The following is a 22466-nucleotide window of genomic DNA, read 5'->3' as shown; positions in this document are numbered from 1 at the left end:
CCCTGCTAAATCTCAGCCTAAACGCATAAGTAAGCTCTGAATAACCTAATCGCAGGGGGCTTTATCTGACTAGACTGCTTACCACGAAGTGTTATTAATTTTGTGGGCAAACATAACAAGAGCCTCGCAAGCCTAGCGATTCTTTTGTTTCTATTATTTTTTTGATTTCTGGCGTCACCTTGACTGTACCAACACGAGGGCTTCTTGTATGCCTCTCATGGCCTCCCCCCGCCTAATGATCCATTTAAAATTAAAGCTTTTTAAATTACCACTCTTTAGTTTTAGACTGCAGCCTGGGGTCGATTCGATTCACATTCAAGTGCGCCCCACTTCTCGATATTTATTTATGCGTTGAAAAGCGTATTAGACCTTAAGCTCTTCGGAGCTTTTCTGCTTGGGATGGGTTGCCCTTTCTTGCTGGGCGAAAGGCAGCGGCAACGTAACGTTGCACCACAAGCTCTGCTTAGTTGCCATCGACAATCGCCGCTGACTGCACAAAAGCCGCGGGGGGCGATTCAAGCATTTCTGCTAATGCCAATCGTGACTGGGCCGAAGCTCTTTCCAGCGATCGTGGTTGTTGTGGGTTATGGGAGCGAGGTTATCGCGTCAGGCAAGTGCTGACACACCAAGAGGAGCCAGGGGCACGAAAAGCGCAGGCCGGATTTGTTCCGCCACTTTGATAAAGGTGGCCTTAGACACTCAGAAGCGGGGTGCCAGGGTGCTCATAGGGTGAGGGGTTAGGAGAAGTGAGGCCCTGGTGGATCACCCAGGGGCTTACGCGCAGCGATCAGCATCGACTTCCAAAGCCAGGGCCAGCGACCAGCACCACGGAAGGCCACCGTCTGGAAGCCGGCCTCTTGCAGCAGGGCTGTGAGAGTGCGGCGGCTCCAGAACTTGATGTGACCGCCGTCCCAGAGGGCGGTGAAGTGGGCGTCGAGCTTGCCGCTGAGGGCCAGGGCGCAGTTCTTTAGGTAGCCGTGATAAGGCGTGGAGCAGATCACCACGCCGCCGGGCTTGAGGGCTGCATAGGCCGCTGCCGCCCATTGGCGCGGGCTGTACACATGTTCCACGACCTCGGTGCTCACAATTGCATCAAAGGCGGGCAGCTGCAGCTGCGCCATCGCAGCCGTATCGGCAGTGGCTTGATGGAAAGTGATGGATGGCAAGCGCCGGCGGGCTTGGGCGATGCCGCTGGCGCTGGGGTCAATGCCGATGGCGTCATAGCCCCAGCTAAGAAGCTCCTCTGCAAGCGCACCATTGCCGCAGCCCAGATCAAGCACTGCTGGCAATTGAGCCGGAGACGCTTGCCGAGCGGACGGGGGCACAAATTCGCGCAGCAGCTGTTGAAGCGGTGCCAGCAAGTAGGCCTCGGTGTGGGGCGTCTGCTCGCTCCAGCCGTAGTCGGGCAGAAGGGGGTCAGCCACCACGGCGGGCCTCCCAGAGCATCAGGCTGAGTAAGGTTTCCACATACAGGCGCTGGAAGGCGTAGAACCAGCCGCGCCAGCCGTCGAGCAGGCCGCGGTGCCAGATCAGGCAGAGGCCCAGCACTGCAAAGGGGGCGATCACGTGGCGCTTGCGCAGGCGGTCGCCGCGGGAGAGCTGGTGGTGGGGGGTGGTGAGCAGCTTGTGGGTTTCCTGCTGCAGGTACCGCTGCTGGCTGGACAGCCAGCGGCTGAGGGGTTTGCGGTCGTCGTGAAGGATGGGCTGGTGCATCACCAGGGTGCGGCTACTTGGCAGGAAACGATGGGCATGGCCATCGTTTAGGTAGTGGCCGCCATCGGGGCGGATCAGGTTGAAGCGGGGCGGCAACAGGGTGCCCCGCAGCGGTTTGCCTTGCACGCAATAGCGGAAGGGGGTGAGCACGGCCGTCACCTCGGCTGGTGCGGCGGCCACCACCTCTGCCAGCTCTGCTTGGAAGGCTGGGGTGATTAGGTGGTCGGCATCGAGGCTGAGGCACCAGGGGGTGCGGATCAACTGCAGGCCGAAGTTGCACTGCTCGGCGAAGGAATCAAAGGCCCGCTGCACTACCTCCACCTGGGGGTACTGAGACAGCAGCTCGAGGGTGGCATCGGTGCTGAAGCTGTCGACCACCACGATGCGGCGGGCCCAACGCAGGCCGGCGAGGGTGCGGCTGATGTTGGCCTCCTCGTTGTAGGTGAGGATCAACGGGGTGACCAGATCGAGAGGCGCGGCCGCAGGCTCAGGCATCGGGGATCAGGAATCAGGGATCAGCAGGGCTGGATACACGGCGCGCAGGTGCTGGCGGAAGCGGCGGCGGGCCTCGGTGGCATCGGCATGGGCGGCGATCCAGGCCAGGGCGCCGGCGCTGAGCCGCTGGCGTTGAGGGGCATCACCGCAGATTTGGGAAATGGCCGCGGCCATGGCTGCCGCTGCGTGGGGCACCAGGGTGCCGGTTTGCCCGGGGATCACAAAGTCTTCCGGGCCGCCGCAGCGGGTGCTCACCACCGGCACACCGCAGGCCATGGCCTCAAGTGCGGCAATGCAGAGGCCCTCCTGGTGGGAGGGGATCACAAACAGATCCCAGCGCTGGATCACCCGGGCCAGCTCGGCGGGCTGCAGATAGGGGTGGCAGCGCACGTGAGCCAGCAGGCCGCGGGCGGCCAGCGCCTGGGAGATCAACGGGTGGCCAGCGCGTTCACCGGTGAGCTCCAGCTGCACCGGGTGGCCCTGGCGCACCAGCAGGGCCAGGGCATCGAGCAAGAGGGGTAGCTGTTTGCGGGGATCGCTGTAGCGGCCGGAAAAGCCGATGCGCCAGGGCACCCGCGCCGCGGGGTCGGGGTGGAAGAGCTCGGGATCGGGGGGCAGATAGAGCACCCCCGCCACGGGGCGGCCGGAGAGCTGCTCGAGCTCCTGGGCGGTGCGGCGGCTGATGGTGAGCAAGTGCCCCTGCTGGGACTGGAGCACGCGGCGTTCCTGGCGGCGCAGCACCGGGCTGTTCACGGCGGCATCAAGCAGGCGCCGGTGGGCGGGAAACTGGCGCACCCGATCGACCCGATCGCCATGCCAAGGGGTGCCGATCCAGGCCAGAAACGGCACCCCGGATGCCAGAAAACGATGGGCGCAGAGGGGATTGCCGGTAACGGCGATGTGCAGGTCTGCCGCAAGGATCAGTTGGCGCCAGTGGCGATGGGGTTGGTAGTGGGTGAATTCCAGCTCCGGCAGCCAGCTGCCGATCCCCACGCCCGGCACCCCTGGCCACAGCTCCTGGCGTTGCAGCCCAGGCCGCTGCCCTTGCAGCAGGGCAGACCCCAGGCGGCGCAAGGGGATGGAGAGGCGGGGCGAGACGCTCCAGGGCTCATACCAGGCGATGGTGGGGGCGATGCCCAGGGCCTGGAGCTCCTGCACAAGCCAGCGCAACTTGGCTGGAACGCCGCCGCTGGTGGGCTGGATGGTGCTGATCAGGGCCCGTGGCCCAGGGCCCTGATCAACCATCCGCAGGGGCGGCCAGCAGGCTAGGTACGGCAAACACCGAGCCAAAGCAGATGCCGCACAGGATCAACACGAAGGGATCGCCATACACCCCGGCCGCCGCCGAAAAGAAGGGCAGGTTGGAGAGGGCAAACGCCAGCAGGCCGATCTCAAACACGCTGGTCGAGAGGGGCAGGTAACGCATCAGCCGCAGCGCATGGCGAATGGCAGCAAACAAGCCCGAACCCAGCAGCAACAGCAACAGGATGCCGGGCACACCCAGCTCTGCCGTGACCTTGCCGAGGCCACTTTCACTTACATACGCGAAGCCTGAGCCGCTGACTGATGCCACGCCGGCATTGCCGGTTTGGGCAAGGGTGCCAACGCCAACACCGATGCCGTTGGAGATCTCCAGGCCGCGGAGAAAGGCACTGAGGCCAAGGGCGTTGAAGCGCTCCCAGATATCACCCGGAGCGGTGGCGGCACGGTCGACATATTCCCCAAAATCATCCCCAAGGAACTCACTGGGATCGAGCAGAAACGCCAGGGAGGCCAGGCCCGCAGCCGAGATGGCCACACCAAAGAGCTGCTGGCGGCTGCGGGTGGAGCCGTAACGGGCCAGCAACCAGAAAAACAGGCCAGCAAACACAACCACCTGCACGATCGCCTTGCGGCGGCCGGTGAGCAGGCTGATCAGCGCCAAGACGGCTGAAAGCGAGAGCCAGCCAGTGAGCTGGCGGCCGCCTGAGCCGGAGAGGGCAAACACCATGGCCAGACAGGCACCAAAGCTGAGATGGATGGCGGCGATGTCGGTGGTGCGCCAGAGCCCAATGGCACCGGTGGTGAAGAAGCCGTAGCGGAAATGGATCAGCTGTCCGCCGCCGACGGCATCAAACAAGGGTGTTTCCGTGCCGAGATAGTCGAGCAGGGCTGTGAAACCAAACACTGCCACGCCAAAGAGATACAGCTGCAGCAGCTGGCGCAAAAAGGGTTGGAAACGCCCCAGCTGGAAGCCCACCCAGAGGCCGATCAGCGGGGAAAAATAGAAACCAACGCCAATTAGGGTGCGGGTGGGCCCACCCCAGCGAGCCAAGGCATGCAATGCCTGCAGGGCGATCAGCATCACAAAGACCGGCAGCCAACGTTGCAGGGCCGGCGTAGCCGGAAACATCAGGGGCAACTCAAAGCGCCCCTGGCGGCGCTGCCAGAGCACAAAGGCACTGGCGGCAAAGGCCACCAGGGCCAGGCCCACATACAAGCCGGGCTGGCCAGGGGTGAGTTTGCGAATCGGGTCTTGCGCAAAGCCGATCACCACGGTGAGCAGCAGACCGAGGCGCCAGTCGCCACTAAGCAGCGCTAGGGCCAGCACAGCGAAGAGCAGAAGCAGGAGCAGGGTCACCGCAGCACCGAGGCGTAGGCCTGTTGGAGCTGGGCGGCAATGGCCGGCCAGCTGTAGGTGGAGATCGCAAGGCTACGGGCGGCGGCCCGCATCTCCGGCGGCGGCCCGGCGAGGGCGGCCTCGAGGACGGCCGAGAGGGCCTGGGGCTCGGCGGAGGTGATCAGCCCGGCCCCCGCGCTGGCAATGGAAACAGCCACGGCCACGTCCGGGCTGAGGATCGGCGGGGTACCGGCGGCAAGGGCCTCAATGGCGGCGATGCCGAAGTTTTCCGAGGCCGAGGGGAGCACAAACCAATCGGCTTGGCGCAAGGCCTGCCACTTGGCTTCCCCCTCCAGGAAGCCGAGCCAGTGGCAACGGTGGCCGATGCCGGCGCGGGCAACCTGCTGCCGGAGGCGCTGCAGATAGGCGGGTTCGCCAGCGCCGGCAATACGCAGCTGCCAGGGGGCCTGGGGCAGGCGCTTCTGCAGCAGGGCCAGGGCATCGATCAAGCGCTCCAGTTGTTTTTTGGGGTGGATGCGGGAGAGAAAGAGAAAGGTGGGGCCGCTCTGAGCTGCGCCTGACTCAAGCGGCGACGGGCTCAGGGTGGACAAATCTGGCAGCTGAACGCCGAGGGGCAGCACCCAGGTGCATGGGGGAAGAGCGAGGGCCGCCGCCTGGTCGCGCTCGGCGGTGCTGGTGAAGTGCAGCGCTGCCGCGTTGGCGAGGTTGCGGTGTTCAACCAATCGCCACAGCAGCTGCTTCCGGCCGGCGCTCTGGCTGAGGCTCCACTGGTTGAGCTGGCCGATGGTTCGCAGCACGTAGGGCACGCGCGCCATGCGCGCCTGCGCCATCGCGGTGGTGGAGGGGCAGGAGAAGAGCGCATGCACATGCAGGAGCTGGTAGTGCCGCAGGTGCACGGCGAGCCAGCGGTTTAGCCCCGGGCTGATGGCGAATTCACGCAGGGGCCGCAGGGGCGGGCTCCAGCGCCCAAAGGCGAGCACGGGCACGCCAGCGCGCTCAAACCAGCAGCCAAGGGGCATGGATCGATCGATACCGTTGCCGTGGTCGTTGGTGGTGAGGATCGAAGCCTCCACTCCCTGCTGGCGCAGGGCCGCCACCATGGCCAACACTGCGGCGGAGGGCCCTCCGCGCAGGGGGCTGATCGATGGGATCACGTGCAGAACCTTCACGGCAGCTCGAGATCCAGGTGGGTGTGCAACCAGTGGCGCAGCACGAGCAGGCTCCAGCGCCGGGCCCAGGGGCTGAGATCGATGCCGTTCGGAGTGCTCGGCATGGGCAGGGTTGCCCCGGGGCGCATGGGTGAATCAGGCTGCTCGAACCAGTTCTGAAAGGGAAGCGCGAAACCGCGCTTGGCCTCCAGGAGCAGGCGTTCGAGGATTTCGGGCACGGCCTGCTGGAGCAGCTGTTTGCCGCTGGCCAGGCGCTGGGCCGCCGGGATCGGGGCGAGCTCGGCGAGCAACTGGGCATCCACCAGCGGCAAGCGCAGCTCGAAGCCGTGGGCCATGGAGAACACATCGCTGTCGCGCAGGAGCTGCTGGCCCATGTAGCGAGTGCTCTCCAGCCAGGCGATCTCATCGGCCAAGGAAGGAAAGGCGGCGGTGCTGGCTTCCACAGCCGGATCGACAGGCTCGAGCTGCCAGTGCCGCAGCAGCTGCCGCACTTCGCGGGGGGCGAAAAGGCCGCGCTGGCAACGAAACGCTGCAGCAGCCGTGGCCGGGCCGGCCAGAAAGGCCGCCAGGCGCTGGGAGCGATGGGAACGGCGCTGGGCTAGCAGCTGGGCCAGAGGAAGACGCAGAACCCCGATTCGACGATGCCAGCCCAGCAGGCGAGGGATGCGGCTGAAGCTCGGGTAGCCGCCAAAAAGCTCATCGCCGCCGAGGCCGCTGAGCACCACCTTGAGGCCCTGCTGGCGGGCCAGGGCAGACACGCAATAGGTGTTGAAGCCATCGACCGTGGGCTGATCGATGGCGGCCAGGAAGCCCGGCAGCAGCTCAGCCGCCTTGTGGGCATCGAGCTGCAGGGGGATGTGATTGGCGCCGAACTGGGAGGCGAGCGAAGCAGCCCGGGCTGATTCGTCGTGGCTGGCCTGGGGAAAGCCGATCGTGAGGGTGGTGAGGCCGCGAGGAGCCAGGGCGAGCACGGCGGCCGAATCCAGCCCCCCGGAGAGAAACAGGCCGAGGGGAACATCGCTGAGCAGGTGCTCTTGCACCGAACGCTCGAGGGCCTGGCGGCAGCGCTCGATGGCCTCTTCCGGATTTATCGATTCAGGCTGCGAGAAGGGTGGCTCCCAGAAGCGCTCCAGGGTGAGGGTGCCCTGATCCCAGATGGCGCAGTGGCCCGGCGGCAGGCTCTGCACGCCAGCCACCAGGGTTTGCGGCTCCGGCACGCTGCCGGCCGCAAGGAAGGCGGCAAGGGCAGTGCTGTTGAGGCGGCGCTCCACCAGGCCAGTGGCCAGCAGGGCCCGCAGCTCCGAAGCAAAAAGCAGCTCACCACGACTGCCCTGCCAGAGGTAAAGCGGCTTGATGCCGTAGGGGTCGCGGGCAAGGAGGGCTGTGCGCTCCTGGCGATCCCAGAGGCAGAAGGCATACATGCCGCGCAGGCGTGGCAGGGCAGCACGGCCCTGGCGGGCGAGTAGGGCCAGCAGCACTTCGGTGTCGCTGCTGGAGCGAAAGCTGTGGCCCTGGGCTTCAAGCTCACGGCGCAGGTTGTGCTGGTTGTAGATCTCGCCGTTGAACACCAGCACATAACGGCCGCAGGCCGAGTGCATCGGCTGATGGCCGGCGGCAGAGAGATCCTGAATTGCCAGGCGCTGGTGGAGCAGTAGGGCAGCAGGGCCGGTGGCGGCTTCCTCATGCCAATGGCCGGCATCATCAGGCCCGCGGTGCTTTAAGGCTGCGGCCAGTTGGCCCGCCAACTGATCGGTGCTTGAGTTGGATTTAAGAGCAAAAGTCTGGATCTGACCGGCGATGCCACACATCGGTTAGCTATCCCCTGCCTTGCCTGGCAAGGCAATAAGATTACCCTCAAAAGCATTTGCTTCGATCCAATCAGAAGCAGGCACTAGCTTGCTAGAGGATTGAATTTGGAAAAGGTTGTAATTGCCAATTGCCAAATTTTGCTTGATTGCTGGAATTGTGCTGGTTTGGGCTTCAATCAATAGGGCGTCGATGCGCTGCTCTGCTAATAGAGCCTGCGCGCCAGCGAGAGCCTGCGGCTCATAGCCCTCCATATCCAACTTCCAAAGCCGAATGCGTTCAATCTTCTTCTCTTTTGCAAAGTTATCAAGGGTGGTCATATCAATGAGCTCCTCGTCAAGCTGTTGATTTATGTACCAGTCTTGCCGGAGCGTCGACTTACCGCCGGCAAGGCGGATTTTTAGTTGCTGCTTATCAGCTCCAAGTGCCAGTGGAACAATCTCAACGGCCCACTCGGGATAGCGATGCAGACAGCTCTGGAGCCATTGCATTTCGTTGCTGACGGGCTCGAAGGCGAATGTTTGGACCCCAGGCAGGTGAGAGAGGCTCACTACGTATTGGCCGATATTTGCACCACTATCAATAAAAACTCCACCGCCCTTATGGCTCAGCCAATTACTGAGCCAGTTCTTCTGCTGCTGGCCTTCACAATCTCCATAAACAAGCCAGCGATGGGTGACCTCATCAAGATCCAACGTCCAGGTGTAGCCATTGGCGCATTCCACCGTTGCTTTGCCGTGGGCGGCGAGCGTCTTCCCGTAAAGCTTTTCAAGCAAGCCAAGCTTTCGGGGAAGAGGGGAATTGCGCAAAAAGCGCAGGCTTGAGGGAAGAAAAATAGGATCAGGATTCATATGCTAGTTTATAAATATGGCCTGCACAGGCGCTAGCCGAGAATTGGTGATGCCATGTTCGGCAGGATTGCCATACAGCATCTGGATTAGCGAAGCGACGAGAGCAACTTGTGATATCTTCAGGAGTAAGATGATGGATGGGTTGATCAGGTGTGCCGTGGGCAATAATTGGAACAACACCATGAGCACAGTAGGCCGCAAATACACCTGATTTGGAGAATTGATCCGGCTCTGAATAGAAGAAGCCAAATCGACTGGAGAGCAAATGATTCTGAATTTCTTCTACAGGCAGCAGGCCAAGAGCGCTCACTTCAGTAGCAATCTTATCAGGCAATTGCATCAGCTCACCAATGTCAATCACGCTCACATTCGCTCCAAACAGGCGCCGATAGCCACCCTGGGAGGCTACGAGAGCATGAGCATGCCGGCGCTTCCCAGGGGATCCGAAGACAACCACTTGTAAGGGCCTGTTCTCTGGCTTAGGTGCATCCTGGCTTTCGCCCATGTTGGAGCAGGTGGGCAGAAAGGAAAGGCGATGCGCTCCGCACAGAACTTTCAGCCAACGGGATCCGGTTTCCTGATTTTGCACCGAACTGGAACTAGCGGCTGCCAGGAGAACGCAATAGCAGCGTTGGAGCATTGCCGCAAGTTTTCTTTTCCATTGCCGCCCATTTGAAAATGGAAGCTCATGGAAATAGGTGATGACCCTGCAGTCATTCAGCCTCCAACGCAAAACCTGAAGCAGCAGAGGCCAGCTGAGGCCAAGGCGGCTATAAGCTAGAGGAGTGAATTCAAGCAGGATAGGGATGCTGCGCTCAACCGATAGATGAGTCTGCATGTGCTCGATTTGGACAGCCGCTCCGATTCGCTCCAACTCTGTTTTGATGACGCTGGCATGATCCGCGAGGCCGCAAGTAGCAGTTTGCGATCTGGGGATGATGATCAGCACGTGATGATCATTGGTGCGCAAGGAGCGCTTGCTGAAACGCGTGGATGGTGTGTCTGTAATGCCAGCGGTCTGCAACGCACCTACATGCTGAACTACGCGTTTTAAGCTCCTCTTCATCATGGACGAGCTTTGAGAGCTCTTCAGCCAAGCTGCCGGCATCGCCATTCGCAATGACGCTGACGCATCGGGATTGATCGAGCATTTCGGCAGCCGCTCCGACCCCCTCTGCCGCGATCACCGGCACCCCGCAGGCGAGGGACTCGGTGACGGACACGCCCCACGGTTCGTCCGGAGCGGGATGGACGAACACATCGGCGCGCCCATACCAATCTGGCAACTGCGAGTACGACACGTAGCCAGGTAGATGAATGCAACGATCCAAAGGTTCACAGGCGTCATGGACCTCATCGCGGAGGGGGCCATCACCCACGAGAACCAGCCGAGCACGCGGCACCCGCTGGTGAAGCTGCTTGAAGGCTTCCAACAAGGTGAGGGGATCCTCGCGTGGGCTCCATTTCATGATGCCCAGCACCACAAAGGCATCCTCGGGCCAACCTTGCGCTGCCAGGAACTGGGACCGGTTATGGCGAGACTGGCTGGAGTGCACTGCGAACCAATCATTGTCCACAGCGTAGGCAAATCGATAACTGGGGCGGTTGCTGCCGGAGAGGCTGCGCAGATAGGCCAATGCCTGTTCGCCCACAGGATGCCAGGTATGAAAGAGCCGCTGAATCGGCCCAACTCCAAGGCGCCGCAACTTGCCGCGCAGGCCGTGAAACGTGGTGTGGGTCAGAGTGTTGTCGGAACGGAGACCGATGCGCTGGCCGAGTAGGCGGAGGAACACCGCCAAGAGCAACTGGCAGCGGGGAAAGTAGCCACAAATTACCACGAGAACAGGTTTCTGGCAGTGAATCTCGCGTGCCAGTTGCCAGATGGCCAAAGGGTTGGTGTTGCGGAGGGTGCGCTGGGGGTAACGATTGACTGCGAGATGATCCCAGCTCGGGGCAAAGCCAAGTTCCGGATCAATTGTTTCGCCCTGACAATGGGGCGTGGTGTAAACAACCGTAAGCGGGAAACAACCCTGGCGGTGGATTAGTGAGTATAGAGGCGCATCAAACTGCGTTTCGCGATTCTGAACAATAAGCAACATACTATTGGAAGCGACCCATCACCGTTAAAGAATGGTCGCAATGAGCAGTCATCACGGGAAACCCCCTTCTGGATATTACCCCTTTAAATCCAAGAGATCTTGAGGCAGAAAGAACCAAGTACATAATAATATATTTGATTGACTGCAACAGAAATTGGACACCATCCAACGCCCCTGGACTCCCCCATCTGTAAAGCCTGGAAAAAATTACTTGACCATTCAGCTTTCCAGCAATATAGGAAAAAGTAGCGGGAACCAGAAAGCTGATGTGCTCAGGAAACGATGCATACCAATAACGGGAACCCGCACATCTTGCAAGACCGAATGACATATCTCCGGTCAAGGTTATTATGATGCCCCCAGGCGCCAAAAGATCTTTAGCACACCTAAAGAAGCTCATTGGGTCAATAATATGCTCAACAGTGTCTACCGACACAATGCAATCCCACTGCCCGCATTTTAGGTCGCCAATATGAGCGCCAACCACATTAATACCTCTCTGATTTGCTACTTTTGCTGAAGCCCTTGAAGGTTCAATTCCACTCTTGACCCAATCAGATCCCCATTGCTGAAGCATTGCCCCATTACTACAGCCCACTTCTAAGACTCGTCGCCCAATTGAGTGTGTTAAAGCCGTCACTTCGCACAGTCGAGCCAATCTCATCAGCCTCATATCGTTCGAAGGCTCACTGCTTGAGCTCGGAGCCCCCGAAGCCCTGTCTGTGGACCTTGAATAAAGGTCTAAAAGCTCGTTATCGCTTAGACATGGAGGCTTGAAGATGTAGAAGCAATTTGAACACTCGAAGAGGCTATAGGGTTCTCTTGCTCGATCAACCTGAATTCCGGCAATCTTATCAAATACATGATAGCCATACCCTCCCCAAGCCAAAATCTGGTGGCTTTGATGATTGCATACAGGGCATTTAGATAAGAGCGTCATATGTTTTTACAGCAAGCTAAACCTTAAGAGGCAGGGCAGGGCAGGGCAAGCTTCTAATCCAGGAAGTAGCACCGGGTTCTCTTGGATTCAAAGACTCGATTACCTGGCATTTCGATGTCATTAGACCCCGATTTGAGAACGGGTGGCCTGGTGCTGTGATTGCATGGCTTGATCCCAAATATGCGGCAAAAGCAGAAAAAGACGAAGATCCAGAGCCTAGAATTAACCAGGATCTTGAAAGTGCCAATAGGTCTACGACTGGATTCTTGCTTTTATACAAAAAAGTATTTTCCTCACCCAATAGAGATTCAAGCTGAGAAGCTGAACCGTCCGAGAAAATGTAGGCTGGAAAATTCTCTCCAGTTGCTTCTCGCGTGAGCCGTAGGGCTTCCTTGAACCACTGAATTGGTGTCTGCTGCAACCAACCCGTTCGGATAAATCCATCGGATCCTGGCTCCGGAGGCTTGAAGCCGTCTCCTATGCGCACATGTATACCAATATATGGCCTCTTTATAGATAATACCTTTTTAAATAGCTGTGGCTGTATTGATGCCAGCAAATCCTTTGTCAAATTTCGGCGAAATGGTTCATAGTCTTTGAATTCATAATAGCTTTTGTCGAAATAGACTAGGGCATTTGGCGCCTTGGGCAAATTCGATATTTCGGAGCACTGAGAAAGCCTTATTTTGGGCAGAAATAGGCATTGACTAATAGATCTATAATATGAATAGTCACCTGGCAAGCGACGAAATGACTGGGCGTATTCAAAGATTGGCTCAACTGAAAATCTTGCCTTTCTCCATTGCCGCAAATGCTTTCCGACGGAAAGCCGGCACCATCGCGGCGAAATAAACTTGCATCCGAATTTATAGGAGTAGACTTTGGCATCACACCAATGGAATAGCCTGTTGCCAAGACCAGTCCCAGCGGGGAATAATGGCATGGCATATGTTTCCGCTCTGCTCACGCCAAGATACATAAAGAAACAATTTCAGAGTAGCAGTAGATTCCTCTATGATGAATCTGCTGTAAAAGCATTAAAGGCTAAATGACCATTGTTTTGACCCAAAGTATCAAACCTTGACTGGCTCTGATCCAGACCTGTGGCTTCCAGAATCCATGCCGGAGGGCTTCGCGGAAATAGCGGTGGCAGCGATGGTCACGGTTGCGGCGCAGGGCTTCAGCGATGAAGTAGGCACCTTCGGCTCGGCGGCCATCCCAGGGCAGGGGGCTCTGGTGCTGGGGACTTGGGCGGATGGTGGCGGCTTTCTGAAGCATCTCGGTTTCCGGTTGCCCGCGGCTGCGTGCCACATGACAGGCCAATGAGAGCTTTGCGATCTTGCGCTGTTCACGCCAGTGCCGCGACGACAGCCCATCACTGAACAGGCGCACGCGGGTGAGCGTTTCGGGCAGATGCACAAAGGTGCCGTGGCTGGAGAGGCGATACCAAAGGTCCCAATCCTGGCCGAAATAGAAGGCGGTGCGGTAGCCCCCTACAGCTTCATAGGCCGCACGACTGAACATCACCGAGGCGTGGTGGGGGATGTCGATGGCGATGCCTTGCTCGGGCGGCACGGTGTCGACCCGCATCGGCACGCCAGTGGCGGCAGCTTGGCTGTCGGTGCGCAGGTGCTCCCAGGCGGGGCCACAGATCTCCACATCGCTTGTGGCCAGCACCAAATCAGGGTGCTGGGTATAGGCCTGCAGCTGCCGCTCCAGCCGCTCGGGGGCCATCTGATCGCCCACATCGAGGCGGGCGATCAGGGCGCCGCGGGCCTCACTGCAGCCCAAGGCCAGAGCTGCAGTGAGGCCCGGCTGCAAACACTCCAGCAGGCGGAAGCGCGGATCGGCCTGCAACAGGTTGGCGCAGTGCTGATCCGGCTGGAAACCGCCATTGGCCACGATCAAGCATTCCCAGCGCAGGTTCCCTCGTTGCTGCCGCAGCGATTCCAGGCTGGCGATCAGGCGATCGGGATGGGCGTGCACGCCCACAACAACAGATACATCCACCATCAGTGACAGGGGCCGCCTGCTTGAGCCAGCCTGACCGAAGACTCAGTAAGGAGATGCTCGCGAATATTACGGAATAGCTGTTGATCGCGATTAGAGAGGATCATTGGTGCAAGATTTATTTTGCCGAGCAGTTGTTGGGTAAGAACTTAAAGTTAGTTGAGGGCCAAGCGTGATACTCTTGCAAAGGAGCCTGGTTGACCTAATCGGTTAAGCCTTATGTCTATCAAGCATTATTTTAATGCCAGATTACGCCTCTGTGGCCGCCGGGCGTTGGTTCGCCTGGGTTTCGATCTCTATCAAACTGATCGCTGGTATCGCGGCAACGATGATCGCAGGCTCCTGGAAACGCAGATTCTGCCTTATTATGCGGGTCGCACGGAATTGAATGACCTCTTGTTCGTGGGAGCCCAGTGGTACACGCGAGGATATCGCAGACTCTTCAGGAGGCGCAACTATCGAGTGATTGAGATTGATCCGATTGCAGCGCGGCGCTATGGAGGCACTGGCGCCATAGCGGCTTCCTGCACCGACGTAGCCCAGGTGGTGCCTGAACATAGTTTAGATCTGATCCTATTCACTGGAGTGTTTGGCTATGGCCTGGATAGGCGAGATGAGCTGGAGCAGGCTTTTGCTGGTTTTTTTGACTGTTTGAGGCCTGGTGGCGAGTTGTTATTTGGATTTGATGACGTTCCGTGGCATTGCCCATTCAATCCTCTGGAAAGCGCTGGCTTACAGCTTTATGAACCTCTGGTATGTCCGGTTTTTGGCAGCGATCGTATTGTCTCCCAGGATTCCTGGAGGAAAACCTATTGCTTCCTTCGCAGGCCGATTAACTAGCTATTTACGTAGTCAAAGGTGATCCAATGGCCTTGATTATTTACTGTATGCAGGTGGGTTGCCCTCACCTGTTGCCGTAAGCGCTGAAGCCAAGGTTGCTTAATCGATTTCTCCTGGTAGATCTGCCTATCGAGGTTTTCCACTAATCGCAACTCAACACTTTGTCCGTAGGCGTTGTCGACCCCAGTGCATTGGCCAACTCGGATCCAGGCGCCATCCCATGCCAAGAGCCCCCCATTGCGGCCGCAGGTGCTGTCGACCAGCAGCGGTGAACACGGGTGGGGATCAAAGGACCCTTGCAGCAGATCAGGGCTGTGGAACAGGTGCAGCTCCGCCGCCGTAGCCCCTGGCAATGACGGGCAGTTGTGGCTGTTCACCAGCAACCACCAGCCGCCATCCTCAGCTGGAATCAGGATCGGATCGATCCAGGATTGACCCCGAAGCAGCACCCGCTCCAGGCGCCAGTGGGCCGGAAAGCTGGTGGCCCGGTAGAGGCGCACCTCTACCGCACTGGCACTCTCCACGGTGGCAAACCAGGTGCCGTTGTGGTGAACCACCCTCGGGAACGAGAGGTGAAACGGCTCCTCGATCACGGTGCCGTAGGCGCACAGGCCTTCCGGCCGTACCGCAAACAGATCGATTACCCCCTTGCCGGCGTCTGCCCGCCAGCGTTCTGAGAAGAGCCAGAGGTTCGGCCCTTCGGCAAGCAGGAAGGGATCGGCAAACCAGTCGCCGCCTTGGTGGGGCAAGTGATGCAGAATCTGCACCTCCTGGGAGCCGGGATCTAGGCGGCCGACGGCAATCTGCCAGGCTGCCTCAGATCCGCGCTGCCAATGGCTCAGGCGCCGGCTCACACCAGCCTGAAGCCAACGGCGGCGGCTCTGGAGGCGCAGACCAAGCGGAACAACTGCGGCCGGAAGCAGCGGCAGTGGTTTTTCAAGGGGAGCGATCCGCAACAGCTGCTGGCGCTGCTCGCAGAGCCCCAGCCACCAGATCAGAGTGTCGGCCAGGGCCAGCAGGCAGCGGCGTTGATGCCGGCGCCAGCGGGACAGGCTGGGCAGTGCCAGCTGCGTCACACAGCGGAGCTCGAGGGCAGGACCCGATTCGAACTCGAACACCCCAAACCGTGAGGCCGGATCGCCCCTGGATGGAGCCTCAAGCGCAGCTCCGGGGCCCAGTTCCCGGGCTGCGCCCTCGCACAATTCGGCCACCACCAGGGCTCCGATCGGATAAGTGGGAGGTTCGGAGCGGCTTTCCAGCCATCGCGCTGGAGCCAACAGCAATGTGATTGGGGCCTCGCCCTGGCTTCCTGGAGTGCGGCTATGGCCCTGCTTCCAGTTTGGCCATGGCGTGAGCCGCAGATGCTCGCCGTTACCAAGTGCTTGCTGCAGGCGCGCTGCAAGCACTTGGTGGGTGGGTTCCGCCGGATCGAGAACAAGCTCCAGAAGCAGCACGTTCAGGCCAGCCAGATGGCTACATAAGATCTGGCCATAACCGTTAGCATCACAAGCCAATAGTGAGCATAATCATAAAATGGCAGATCTGGGATATCTTGCATTGTGCAGCCATCAAATGAGTGAATTTACAATGGAGTCGAACTCGGTAATTGAATTAAAGATTGTTCGGCTAACGGGCAAAAATGGCGTTGGCCCACTTAATTGCCATCGAGCCAGAGGAGCCTTCGTAAACCGAGGGGGCAACGCCGGTCAAATCAATGCACTTAAACCCAGCCTTTTCCATATATTCATATACTGGCGGGAAATAGGCTATCTGCTTATTCTCGGATGCAAATCCAACCTCCACTATAACCATGAGATTTTGTTTTGAGCGAAGCAGCTCCTTCATGCCGCTAAGAGCGCTGAGCTCGTGGCCTTCAATGTTGAGCTTTACGATTATTGTGCAATTGTTCAATTGCTGACGTTCTAGTAATTCGTCGAGTGTCGCAGTTTCTATGGTTTCATCTCCCAAGGGGCCGTCCTTCCATTCTTCGTTGTTTTCGATCGAATGGCATTGCTCATGGCTAGCCAAATGGATCTTCAGCTTGCCCTTTTGATTAGATAAAGCCAGTTTGATAGGTTGGTAGTCAAAGGCTTTGCATTCGTTTGCGGCATCTTTTAGAATGCGGAAATTTGACTCTACAGGCTCAAAGCCGATTGCTTTCAATTTGAGGCTGTAATTTTTTAAAACTTTTACTAGGCATGGGATGCTTTGCCCTATATTGGCACCTCCGTCAATGAATAAAATATCCATGGGCTGATAAAGCTTGATGGCTGCTTCAAATGCTCTTTCAATATGGCTCTTGTCCTTGACTACTACATATCCCAAGAAATTTATGGCACGAGCTGCCATATGCTTGAAAGCCGTTTTTGGATGGATCATGTTTAAATTTTAGGTTCTCTGCAAATGAGCGATCAGGGTGATGATCTGATTTCCTTGGGTTACTTTGCTTTCGATAGGTGGATTCCCTTGTCGGTCTTGTGTCGCTTGACCTGTAGCTTGGATGCTTTGTAACTACTCACTCAGCTACGAGTGAGAGGGGGCATTAGAACTAAAAAATAACGTTGCTATTGATCCCAGCATTGATGCTTTGAACGCATTTTAGCAATTGTTCGGCGCTGCGCTGGCGTGTGAACTCGGCCTGATGGCGTTTTGCGGCGGCTTGGCCCATGGCGATCAGACTTTCGGGTTCGCTGATCAGCCGCTCCAGCTGGGCGGCGAGATCAGCAGCATCGCCGCTGCGGAACAGCAACCCTGTGTTGGGTGCATCCACCAGCATCGGGTTGCCGCCGGTGTTGGAGGCGAGCACGGCCCTGCCGGCGGCCATGGCTTCCATCGCCACGGTGCTCTGCGTTTCACTGCGGGAGGGGATCACCACCAAGGCCGCTTCGGCGTAGAAGGCGCCAAGGCTGTGGCGCGGCTGCGGCGGCAGAAACCGCACACGGCTGTGCAGGCCCTCGGCCTGGAGCTGCCGCTGAATAGGGGCTAGCAATGCCACATCCGGGCTGCCGATGCAGGTGAGCTGCAGGGCGAGGTGGTGAGGAGCCAGTTGGCGGAAGGCCTGCAGCAGCAGGTCGATCCCTTTGTTGGCCTCCAGGCGACCCACGAACAGCAGCTTCTGGCCCCGGGGCGGTGGGGCGGATCCATCCAGGCCGATTTCAACAGAGTCCACGCCATTCGGCACCAGATGCACGTGCTGGGAATTGGCACCACCATGGATGGCCAGTTTGGCCATGTTGGGAGAGAGGGCCAGCACCGCGTCGGCGCACCGATAGGCGGGAGAGGTGCAGAGGGAATACCAGGCGGTGAGGCGCGGGTCGTAGGTGCCGCGTGGGCGATCAAAGATATCGCCATGCATCACCATCACCACCCGGCAGCCCAGACGCCGCTGCAGCAGGGGGGCAAGCAGAGCGGTGGGCGGATGGCTGTGGAACAGAACCAGATCGATCCGCTGGGGCGGGCGGGCGTAGCCGAGCCGCGCGCCCACTTTCAGGATGAACAGAATCTGGCGGGGCACATGGGCATAGCGCCTCAGCCATCGCAGGGCCGGCACCCGCACCTGTTGGAACTGGATGGCCGGAGCACCCGCAGGAGGGCCGCCATCGCTGATCACCGAGCAGGCATGCGTATCGTTTAGGGCAGCCACTTGGTTGAGGCAGCAGGTGGCAACAGCACCTCCCTCATCTAAACCCTGGAGCACTGAGACGATACGCACTAGCTAATGAGGAAGGATGTGCAGATATTTAGAATAGCTGAGAGATTGGAAGGCGTGCTTAGGTTTTGATTTACCATTTGGCTTCTTCTGAGAAGAAAATTACCCTGCCTTGAAAGGGGCGCAGCCCGCAGAGAGCGATGGTTCGGCGAATCAGGCTGCTGGGCTCCACAGCAGGGCTGGGCACATAGTCGAGCAGCTGCAGCCCGGTGTTGCGGCCGTGGGCGCCGGAGCCGCTGTTGCTGGGCTGGCGGATCAGGCGCACTTCGGGGTAAGCAGCGGCCACCCGATCGGGAGTGTCGTCGGTGGAGGCGTCGTCCACCACGATCACCTCCATGCTGGTGGGTTGCTGCTGCTGGCAGGAGGCGAGCGTCTGGAGCAGCCAGTCGCCACCGTTGAAGGTGGGGATCACCACCGTCACCTGTGGCTCCAGCTCAGAGGATGAAGGGGGCATCAAAGGGCAGGATCGAGCATCAGAGCTTGTAGGGCGCTCACATTGGCGGACCAGGTGAAGTGCCGACTGCGCTCGAGCGCAGCCTCGCCGAGGGCGGCGGTGGCGTAGCGATCCCGCTCGAGCCGGCCGAGGGCTTCGGCCAGGGCGGCGGGATCGCCTGGGGGCACCAGCAGGCCCTCTGCTCCATCGCGCACCAGAAAGGCGATTCCCCCCACGGCGCTGCCGAGCACCGGGTGTCCGCAGGCCATCGCCTCTAGCACCACCGTGGGCAGGGGGTCGTCCAGAGAAGGCACCAAAACCAAATGGCAGCGGCGATAGTGATCAGCCAGGCTGCAACGGGGCTGGGCGCCAAGCCAGTGCACGACTTGGGTCAAGCCCAGCTGCTGGCACAGCACTTCGAGCCGATGCTGTTGGTGGGGGCTCCCTTCCCCGACCAGATCGAGCTGCAGCTTCAAGCCCGTCTGCTGGGATAAAGCCAGAGCCTTGAGGAGTACCTCAACCCCCTTGATCGGATCCAGCCGCCCAACAAACAGAAGCCGCAAGGGCCGCTGCAGCCAGTGCTCAGCTGGCGTTGGGCTCGCATCGCGCAGGCCGATCTCGGCTGGATCCAGGCCGTTGGGAATCAAGGCGATCCGCTCGGGGCGCACACCATGGGCCTGGATGCGTTCAGCCATCACGGGTGAGAGCGCCACCGAAATGGCTGCATGGCGATGGGCATACGGAGTAGTGCACCGGTAGAGCCAGGAGATGGCAGGGTCGTAGCTGCCGGGCGGGCGGTGAAAGATATCGCCATGGCTCACCATGATCTAGCGGATGCGCCTGCCGAAGCGCCATGCCATAGCCGCCGCCACGGGATGGCTGTGGCAGATCACCGGGGTGCAGGCTGCCTGCAGTTCCTTCTGGGTGACCCGTAGCGCCAGCTGAATCCAGAGCAGCTGCCGCGGCAGATGGCTGAAGCGCCGTAGCTCCGTGAGGCCCGGCACACTCACGAGGCGAACCTCCAGCTGGCCCTGCCTGCTCGCCAGCTGGAGCCGGCGCTCAGAGCTGAGCCCATCGCTGATCAGGATTAAAGGCTGCCTGCGGCTGAGGCCGAGGGCCTGCTGCCAGGCCACATTGGCCACGGCACCGGCGCCGCCGAGCCCCTCGCAGATCACGATCACGCTGATGGCTGGCGGCAGGGCAGGGTCAAAAGCGATTTTGCCAGCGACCCGAGCGTGGGGCGCGGCTGGCGCAGCAGGCGCAGAGCGGGGGCAGCCTCTACGCCCATCGCCAGAATGGCAAGGGATTGCCAGCGCCTGCGCTGATCAAGCGCTTCGGCGAGATAGCTCCAGAGGATGTGGCTGAGGGCCAGGCGAAAGCGGCGCCGGTAGCGACGGGGAAATTGGTGGCAGAAGGTGCTGAACAGGGCGCGGCTGCGGCATGCCCGCTGAAGCGGTGAAAGAGGTGCCCATACACCTCCTTGGTGCAGGCGATACACCGACAGGCACTGATCCAGCACGCCCGCATCTCCATGGCAGGCTGCTAGCAGATAAAGGGGCCGATCCAGGCAGTATTGGGAAAAGATCCAAGCGGGCATCTCAACCGCTTGGCGGCGCATCAGCACGCTGGCGAAATGGAAGCTGTAGCCATCGATCATCTGCTCGAAGCCGATGCGGTAGCTGCCGGGAGGCGGGCCGATCTCACGGCTGGGCTCTTTGGCGCTCGGGCTGCGTTGGTCGAGCACCAGGGTGCGGCCACCGCAGAAGGACAGGCTGGGATTGGCGTGGAGCAAGGCAAGCTGAGCTGCCAGCTTGGTGGGTTCGATCCAGTAGTCGTCGCCTTCCAGGAAGGCCACGAAGGCGCCCCGAGCCTGGGCCAGGAGGCGGGCAAAATTGTGGTGAAAGCCCAGTGCCCCTTTCGGTGAGGAGAGCACCTGGATGCGCTGGGGGTCTGCCGCTGCAGCGGCTGCCGCCACCTGGGCCGTTCCGTCGCTGGAGGCATCCTCGCCGATCAACAGCTCCCAATCCTGAAAGGACTGGGCCTGCACTGAGGCAATGGCCTGCTGGAGATAGGCCTCGTGGTTGCGGGTGAGCATCAAAACGCTCACGAGGGGGGGCGGCTGCGTTGGCACCAACTGCGCCACTCAGGTGGCCCAGCGGCCGGTGCGCAGCAGCTGGGCAACACGGGCGCCGAGCCTGGGCCCGACAGCCCGGCTGAGGGTGCCGTAGCGGCGGATCAGGCTGCCGCTGCCTGAGGTGGTGAGCTCGGCAAGGTGCAAGAGGCGATTTCCAAGAGATGCCTCACCAGCCTGATGCAACTGGCGGGCGCTCACGAAGCACTCGTCGCTGAACCGCGCCCACTCAGGTGACTCGAAGGGCACTCCGGCCAACATGGCGGCGGCATAGAGGCGCGGCAGGAACACGCCTTGATCTCGTAGGGCCTGCAACGAAGGCCCACGAGTGACGCGGTTGTCCGATTCATGATCAACCTGCACGGAAACGAAGCTGCCGCAATGGATCAGACGCGGATTCAGTGCGCCCATGCGGGCCTCAAGATCCCAGTCTTCCGGGCGAAAGGCCGGCCAGGGGCCAGCGGCATCGCTAATCCAGCGGCGAAAGAGGGGGGTGTGGGTGTGCCACCAGCGCTCCACCAGTAGGAGGGGGAAGAGATAGTCGATCCGATCTGCAGTGTGGCGGCTGGGATCCTCCAGAACACGGCCATCGGCATGCACATGGCTGCTGGTGCCATAGGCGATCGCGCATTCGGGATGGGCCTCGAGGGCTGCGACTTGGTCGCTGAACTTGTTGGGCAGCAGGTAATCGTCGCTATCTAGATATTGGATATAGGCGCCGCGAGCCTGCTGGCGGCCGGTTTCACGGGCCAGACCCGCACCGCCGTTTGCCTGGCGGAGCACCCGGATCTCTTCGGGATGGGCGGCCTGCAACTCGGCCAGCACCTCGGGGGTGTAGTCGGTAGAACCGTCATCCACCAGCAGGATCTCAATCGGACGGTGGGTTTGCGCCAGCACCGAGGCCACGGCCTTGCGCACCATCTCCGGCCGGTTGTAAACGGGGATGATGGTGGATACGAGATTGGGTTGGATGGCTGGGGTCAACGTGGGCGTCACTCAGAGATAGGGCTCATCCGGATGGCGGCTGCGGATCACACGGGCGGGAGTGCCGTAGGCCAGCACAGCTGAAGGCAGATCGGAAAGGACGAGCGATCCGGCACCCACCACAGTGCTTGGGCCCACCTGCACCCCCTGAATCAAACGGGCGCCCAGGCCGATGAAGCTGCCGGTACCGATATGTACGCGGCCGCCCGTGATCGCCCCCGGCGCCAGGCTGGCGAAGGCTCCTAGGTGGCCGTCGTGGTCGAGGCTGGCCTTGGTGTTTAGCAGGGCTCCTGCGTCCAGCACGCAGCCAGAGCCAACATGGGCCTGGGCCATCACCACCACGCCTGGCGCCAGTGCGGCATCAGCGGCCACCACAGCGGTGGGATCTACCAGGGCAGGGAAGACGGCACCGGGTAGCTGCTGTTGCAGGCGCTGGGTCATGGCCTGGCGCTGATGGTTATCGCCGATGGCCACCAGCAGATGATGCAGGCCATGAAGTTCACAGAGCTGGGGAACATCGGCTTCGCCGCCAAGGATCGGCAGGCCGTGAGCCTGGCTGCCGGCGGGCTGGAAGGAATCAATCAATCCCACGAGTTCATAGCCTCCGTGACGCTGGAGCACGGCCAGCAGTGCGTGGGCGTGGCCGCTGCCGCCGATGACCATAAT

Annotated in this window: 21 protein-coding genes; 1 reads left to right on the top strand and 20 read right to left on the bottom strand. The window is 60.2% G+C overall.

The annotated features are described in order from the left end of the window. Positions 1 to 737: 737 nt before the first annotated feature. From KBY85_RS03800 to KBY85_RS03750, 11 genes are all read right to left on the bottom strand, one after another. Positions 738 to 1424: a class I SAM-dependent methyltransferase gene (locus tag KBY85_RS03800; protein WP_254960233.1), complete on the bottom strand. Its 687-nt coding sequence runs from the start codon at positions 1422 to 1424 to the stop codon at positions 738 to 740. Beyond that, positions 1417 to 2208, bottom strand: coding sequence for a glycosyltransferase family 2 protein (locus tag KBY85_RS03795; protein ID WP_254960231.1), 792 nt, complete (start codon positions 2206 to 2208; stop codon positions 1417 to 1419). The genes KBY85_RS03800 and KBY85_RS03795 overlap by 8 nt, the downstream gene beginning before the upstream one ends. Positions 2209 to 2214: 6 nt before the next feature. Continuing rightward, positions 2215 to 3453: a glycosyltransferase gene (locus KBY85_RS03790; protein ID WP_254960230.1), complete on the bottom strand. Its 1239-nt coding sequence runs from the start codon at positions 3451 to 3453 to the stop codon at positions 2215 to 2217. Next, complete coding sequence (locus KBY85_RS03785) at positions 3446 to 4828, bottom strand: hypothetical protein (RefSeq protein WP_254960229.1); 1383 nt, start codon at positions 4826 to 4828, stop codon at positions 3446 to 3448. Before KBY85_RS03785 ends, KBY85_RS03790 begins: the two co-directional genes overlap by 8 nt. Then, positions 4825 to 5997 (bottom strand): glycosyltransferase, encoded by a 1173-nt coding sequence (locus KBY85_RS03780; protein WP_254960227.1) that lies wholly within the window; start codon positions 5995 to 5997, stop codon positions 4825 to 4827. Before KBY85_RS03780 ends, KBY85_RS03785 begins: the two co-directional genes overlap by 4 nt. Next, positions 5994 to 7805 carry an asparagine synthase (glutamine-hydrolyzing) gene (gene asnB / locus KBY85_RS03775; protein ID WP_254960226.1) on the bottom strand — a complete coding sequence of 604 codons (1812 nt, stop codon included), beginning with the start codon at positions 7803 to 7805 and terminating at the stop codon, positions 5994 to 5996. The genes KBY85_RS03780 and asnB overlap by 4 nt, the downstream gene beginning before the upstream one ends. Positions 7806 to 7808: 3 nt before the next feature. Beyond that, positions 7809 to 8654 carry an FkbM family methyltransferase gene (locus tag KBY85_RS03770; protein WP_254960224.1) on the bottom strand — a complete coding sequence of 282 codons (846 nt, stop codon included), beginning with the start codon at positions 8652 to 8654 and terminating at the stop codon, positions 7809 to 7811. Beyond that, positions 8644 to 9624 carry a hypothetical protein gene (locus tag KBY85_RS03765; RefSeq protein WP_254960222.1) on the bottom strand — a complete coding sequence of 327 codons (981 nt, stop codon included), beginning with the start codon at positions 9622 to 9624 and terminating at the stop codon, positions 8644 to 8646. The genes KBY85_RS03770 and KBY85_RS03765 overlap by 11 nt, the downstream gene beginning before the upstream one ends. Continuing rightward, entirely contained in the window at positions 9611 to 10753 is a 1143-nt protein-coding gene (locus KBY85_RS03760) for a glycosyltransferase family 4 protein (RefSeq protein ID WP_254960219.1), read from the bottom strand. Before KBY85_RS03760 ends, KBY85_RS03765 begins: the two co-directional genes overlap by 14 nt. 1 nt (position 10754) lies before the next feature. Beyond that, complete coding sequence (locus KBY85_RS03755) at positions 10755 to 11417, bottom strand: bifunctional 2-polyprenyl-6-hydroxyphenol methylase/3-demethylubiquinol 3-O-methyltransferase UbiG (protein WP_254960218.1); 663 nt, start codon at positions 11415 to 11417, stop codon at positions 10755 to 10757. A gap of 1320 nt (positions 11418 to 12737) precedes the next feature. Then, entirely contained in the window at positions 12738 to 13706 is a 969-nt protein-coding gene (locus tag KBY85_RS03750; protein WP_254960217.1) for a glycosyltransferase, read from the bottom strand. 216 nt (positions 13707 to 13922) lie between these two features. On the opposite strand from KBY85_RS03750, the gene KBY85_RS03745 reads away from it, so the two are divergent. Continuing rightward, positions 13923 to 14543, top strand: coding sequence for a class I SAM-dependent methyltransferase (locus KBY85_RS03745; RefSeq protein ID WP_254960216.1), 621 nt, complete (start codon positions 13923 to 13925; stop codon positions 14541 to 14543). Here the strand turns inward: KBY85_RS03745 and KBY85_RS03740 are convergent. From KBY85_RS03740 to KBY85_RS03700, 9 genes are all read right to left on the bottom strand, one after another. Then, the gene (locus tag KBY85_RS03740) at positions 14540 to 15997 is read right to left on the bottom strand and encodes a hypothetical protein (protein WP_254960215.1); all 1458 of its coding nucleotides are present in this window, start codon (positions 15995 to 15997) and stop codon (positions 14540 to 14542) included. The two genes, KBY85_RS03745 and KBY85_RS03740, sit on opposite strands and share 4 nt — an antisense overlap. A gap of 172 nt (positions 15998 to 16169) precedes the next feature. Further along, the gene (locus tag KBY85_RS03735) at positions 16170 to 16922 is read right to left on the bottom strand and encodes an FkbM family methyltransferase (RefSeq protein WP_254960214.1); all 753 of its coding nucleotides are present in this window, start codon (positions 16920 to 16922) and stop codon (positions 16170 to 16172) included. Between the two features lie 169 nt (positions 16923 to 17091). Next, complete coding sequence (locus KBY85_RS15955) at positions 17092 to 18255, bottom strand: glycosyltransferase family 4 protein (RefSeq protein WP_254960213.1); 1164 nt, start codon at positions 18253 to 18255, stop codon at positions 17092 to 17094. 70 nt (positions 18256 to 18325) lie between these two features. Continuing rightward, on the bottom strand, positions 18326 to 18706 hold the full coding sequence (locus tag KBY85_RS03725; RefSeq protein ID WP_254960212.1) for a glycosyltransferase family 2 protein: 381 nt from the start codon (positions 18704 to 18706) through the stop codon (positions 18326 to 18328). Then, positions 18706 to 19509 (bottom strand): glycosyltransferase family 4 protein, encoded by an 804-nt coding sequence (locus KBY85_RS03720; protein WP_254960211.1) that lies wholly within the window; start codon positions 19507 to 19509, stop codon positions 18706 to 18708. Before KBY85_RS03720 ends, KBY85_RS03725 begins: the two co-directional genes overlap by 1 nt. 3 nt (positions 19510 to 19512) lie before the next feature. Continuing rightward, positions 19513 to 19866, bottom strand: a complete 354-nt coding sequence (locus KBY85_RS03715; RefSeq protein WP_254960210.1) for a hypothetical protein — start codon at positions 19864 to 19866, stop codon at positions 19513 to 19515. Beyond that, positions 19863 to 20792: a glycosyltransferase gene (locus KBY85_RS03710; RefSeq protein ID WP_254960270.1), complete on the bottom strand. Its 930-nt coding sequence runs from the start codon at positions 20790 to 20792 to the stop codon at positions 19863 to 19865. Before KBY85_RS03710 ends, KBY85_RS03715 begins: the two co-directional genes overlap by 4 nt. A 36-nt stretch (positions 20793 to 20828) precedes the next feature. Then, the gene (locus tag KBY85_RS03705; RefSeq protein ID WP_254960209.1) at positions 20829 to 21800 is read right to left on the bottom strand and encodes a glycosyltransferase family 2 protein; all 972 of its coding nucleotides are present in this window, start codon (positions 21798 to 21800) and stop codon (positions 20829 to 20831) included. Between the two features lie 12 nt (positions 21801 to 21812). Further along, the gene (locus KBY85_RS03700) at positions 21813 to 22463 is read right to left on the bottom strand and encodes a NeuD/PglB/VioB family sugar acetyltransferase (RefSeq protein ID WP_254960208.1); all 651 of its coding nucleotides are present in this window, start codon (positions 22461 to 22463) and stop codon (positions 21813 to 21815) included. Positions 22464 to 22466 lie beyond the last annotated feature (3 nt).

This window comes from Cyanobium sp. BA5m-10 (assembly GCF_024346255.1).
Lineage (GTDB): Bacteria > Cyanobacteriota > Cyanobacteriia > PCC-6307 > Cyanobiaceae > Cyanobium_A > Cyanobium_A usitatum.
This window is presented reverse-complemented; position numbering and strand designations above follow the sequence as displayed.

Excerpts from the sequence above, each read along its gene's own strand:
- asnB (WP_254960226.1), bottom strand. The coding sequence starts at position 7,805 with ATGTGTGGCATCGCCGGTCAGATCCAGACTTTTGCTCTTAAATCCAAC.
- KBY85_RS03735 (WP_254960214.1), bottom strand. The coding sequence starts at position 16,922 with ATGATCCATCCAAAAACGGCTTTCAAGCATATGGCAGCTCGTGCCATA.
- KBY85_RS03770 (WP_254960224.1), bottom strand. The coding sequence starts at position 8,654 with ATGAATCCTGATCCTATTTTTCTTCCCTCAAGCCTGCGCTTTTTGCGC.
- KBY85_RS03700 (WP_254960208.1), bottom strand. The coding sequence starts at position 22,463 with ATGGTCATCGGCGGCAGCGGCCACGCCCACGCACTGCTGGCCGTGCTC.
- KBY85_RS03760 (WP_254960219.1), bottom strand. The coding sequence starts at position 10,753 with ATGTTGCTTATTGTTCAGAATCGCGAAACGCAGTTTGATGCGCCTCTA.
- KBY85_RS03745 (WP_254960216.1), top strand. The coding sequence starts at position 13,923 with ATGTCTATCAAGCATTATTTTAATGCCAGATTACGCCTCTGTGGCCGC.
- KBY85_RS03720 (WP_254960211.1), bottom strand. The coding sequence starts at position 19,509 with ATGGTGAGCCATGGCGATATCTTTCACCGCCCGCCCGGCAGCTACGAC.
- KBY85_RS03725 (WP_254960212.1), bottom strand. The coding sequence starts at position 18,706 with ATGCCCCCTTCATCCTCTGAGCTGGAGCCACAGGTGACGGTGGTGATC.
- KBY85_RS03790 (WP_254960230.1), bottom strand. The coding sequence starts at position 3,453 with ATGGTTGATCAGGGCCCTGGGCCACGGGCCCTGATCAGCACCATCCAG.
- KBY85_RS03795 (WP_254960231.1), bottom strand. The coding sequence starts at position 2,208 with ATGCCTGAGCCTGCGGCCGCGCCTCTCGATCTGGTCACCCCGTTGATC.
- KBY85_RS03750 (WP_254960217.1), bottom strand. The coding sequence starts at position 13,706 with ATGGTGGATGTATCTGTTGTTGTGGGCGTGCACGCCCATCCCGATCGC.
- KBY85_RS03755 (WP_254960218.1), bottom strand. The coding sequence starts at position 11,417 with ATGAGATTGGCTCGACTGTGCGAAGTGACGGCTTTAACACACTCAATT.